This window comes from Oleiphilus sp. HI0128 (assembly GCF_001635365.1).
Genome location: NZ_LWGG01001629.1, coordinates 1 through 1397, shown reverse-complemented (window position 1 = coordinate 1397; position 1397 = coordinate 1). Strand labels below are relative to the sequence as shown.

The 1397-nt window shown below is 39.2% G+C and carries 2 protein-coding genes and 1 pseudogene; all 3 read right to left on the bottom strand.

All coding sequences use genetic code 11. The features are described 5' to 3' along the window. Positions 1-776, bottom strand: a pseudogene (locus A3763_RS26520) (hypothetical protein); the annotation flags it as partial. Positions 777-874: 98 nt separating this feature from the next. Beyond that, positions 875-1291 (bottom strand): type II toxin-antitoxin system HigA family antitoxin, encoded by a 417-nt coding sequence (locus A3763_RS26515; RefSeq protein ID WP_068510548.1) that lies wholly within the window; start codon positions 1289-1291, stop codon positions 875-877. Next, on the bottom strand, positions 1288-1386 hold the full coding sequence (locus A3763_RS26510; RefSeq protein ID WP_231872339.1) for a type II toxin-antitoxin system HigB family toxin: 99 nt from the start codon (positions 1384-1386) through the stop codon (positions 1288-1290). Before A3763_RS26510 ends, A3763_RS26515 begins: the two co-directional genes overlap by 4 nt. Between the last annotated feature and the right edge of the window lie 11 nt (positions 1387-1397).

Sequence of the window (1397 nt, the reverse complement as noted above, 5' to 3'; positions counted from 1 at the left end):
TTCTTATCGTCTTGCCAAAAGTGGCTCATAACAGGTATCCAGTCGTCACGCTCAGCTAATTCAGAAATTCTCAAAAACATTGTTTTCATTGCAGCCAATAAAAAAATATTCCGCTCAAAGAGTGAGTCTTCGTCAGCCATTTTTTCAGCCGTAATTAGTAGTAAATCCCATTGTGCCTGGTCTAGCCGCTTTGTTTCTTTTACCTGTGCATCCTTAACTAATCGCTTACAGTCTTTTTTTGCAAGACCTGCCGGATTTCCTAATGCTATTTCGCTCTCCATTAAGTGTGTGTAGAAACCGCTTATAGCAGAAAACATGGCAAGTATAGATTGCTGTGAAGGCCTGTATTTCTTTTTATCAGCATCACTACCTTCGGCTATATATCTAAAAGGCCTCCAGCTTTTATTAAATTCGTACAGACCAGCAGACGGTACAAATTTATCCACATTGGCTAGACCTATCCAAGTTTGCGGTGGCTTAAAGAAGAACTCTGAATAATCAAGTAAGTCATTCTTTCTAAAATCGACAGCAGGCTTTTCTGCCACCAAAAAACTCCACAGCAAAAATTTTTCTATGTCAGAACGGAATCTAATGTAAGTATGCTCAGATTTGTTTCTGCCAAGGAAAATCAAATACTCTCGCGCCCAATCCCAGTGTTCACGGCACCACTTAGGGTTGTCGTTGAAAAACTGATCTAGCTGTGGGTAATCACGCCAGTCAAAGTCTTTAAGCTCGTTGTATGCTGGGAATAAAGGGATTGATCTTGGAGTTGCCATAGGACTTAACGCTTTATGAGTAAAGACTAGATTAACTCATACACTATGTCCAATAATAGATCTTATTGGACACTTTAAAGATTAACTGTACAGCCTGGTCAGAAAAATAACGACGGACTGATTTCGAAACGTCTTGAAAGTTTTTCAATATGCTCTTTAGTAAGTGACCTCTTCTCGCTACATATCATAGATACTGAACTTTTCGGGCCAATCTCATTTTTAAAATCTGACATAGTTAAGTTATGCTGATCCATCAGCAATCGCAACATGGATGCGCCTGCATCTTTAGACTCGATACTAGTGTTAAAATCATGAAACTCAGGGGCTTCTTCTTCATACGCATGAATTTTTGCCCACAAGACATCAATAAGAAGCAAGTTTGCATCATAGTCCTCAATAAGTTCATCCATAAGCAAAAGTGCCTCTTGATGATCTTCCTGTGAATGTATACCAGCGATAAATGGCATCTCACTCTGTAATTCATGCGCAAGCTGTGTAATGTGTTGTATGTTCATTTCAGCTCCTTTCTTCTATAACGGTTTGTGAGCCGATCATACTCTTTATGGTCGACAATGTATTTTACGTAAACACGTTGATGGCGGAACTCAATGAATGCGATAA